We start from the raw sequence: 1,069 nt of genomic DNA, 5'->3' as shown, positions 1-1,069 counted from the left end.
GCGCCGCGCTCGGCGAACCGGTGCGCCGCCGCGCCGGCGGCGCGTCGCGCGATGCGGTCGCGGCAAGCGCAACCGTCGCCTGCGGCATCGCGGCCTGTCCGCGCCGGCTCGCGATCTTCTTCGTCGGATAATGTTTCCGACCGTCGCGAATCTTGCGCGCGGCGCGACGCTCGGCGTGCGCTCGCGCGCGCGGCGCCTCAGGCGACCACGCGCTCGAAGCGCACGGCCTGCGCGACCCGCGCGACCGCCGCGTTGACCTTCTCCAGCACCAGCGCGCGGTTGTGCTCGACGAAGAAATGACCGCCGGGAATCCAGTGGATGTCGCAGCCGTGGTCGCTCAATTCGCGCCAGCCTTCCACCGCCTCGCGGGTGACCTCCCAATCCTCGGTGCCGGCCAGCACCACCAGCGGGCAGGGCAGCGGCGCGGGCGTCGCGCGGTAGACGTCGGCGATCTTGAAGTCGGCGCGCAGCAACGGAATCAGGAACTGGATCAGCTCGCGATTGTTCAACACCTCTTCCGGGGTGCCGTTGAGCTCGCGCAGCTTGTCGATGAAGGCCGCTTCCGCCAGGTCGTGGACCGACGCGCGCACGGACGGGAAATGCGGCGCGCGGCTGCCCGAGCCGATCAACAGCCGCGGCTGCGGCAGGCCGAAGCCCGGGCACTGGCGGGTGAACTCGAACGCCACCCGGCTGCCGAGGCTGTGGCCGAACAGGACGTAGGGCTTGTCGGACACTTCATGGAAGGCCGCGGCGAGATCGGCGACCAGCGCGTTCATCTCCGCATGCGGCCGCTCGCCGATGCGCGAGGCGCGTCCCGGCGGCTGCACCGCGACCAGTTCGACGTCGGCCGGCAACTGCGCGGCCCAGGGCACGTAGGTCGCGGCGGAACCGCCGGCATACGGCAGGCAGATCAGGCGCAACGCCGCGGACGGTCGCGGCTGCGGACGGACGAACCATTTGCTTGCGCTCAAGAGGCCTCCCAACGGTCGGTGACGGCGCGCTGCGACCGCAGCGGCGGCGGGCCGCGCCGGCGGGCGGACGCGGGGGCGCGACGGCGCGCGCAGCGTTC

1 protein-coding gene is annotated in these 1,069 nt (G+C 72.7%); it reads right to left on the bottom strand.

What is annotated here, in order from left to right:
* Window positions 1-197: 197 nt before the first annotated feature.
* Entirely contained in the window at window positions 198-971 is a 774-nt protein-coding gene (locus tag A7A76_RS22880) for a thioesterase II family protein (RefSeq protein WP_206413479.1), read from the bottom strand.
* Window positions 972-1,069: the final 98 nt, after the last annotated feature.

Source organism: Lysobacter enzymogenes (genome assembly GCF_017168095.1).
GTDB lineage: Bacteria > Pseudomonadota > Gammaproteobacteria > Xanthomonadales > Xanthomonadaceae > Lysobacter > Lysobacter enzymogenes_D.
The sequence above is the reverse complement of the archived record's forward strand: the minus strand, read 5'-3'. Positions and strand labels throughout refer to the sequence as shown.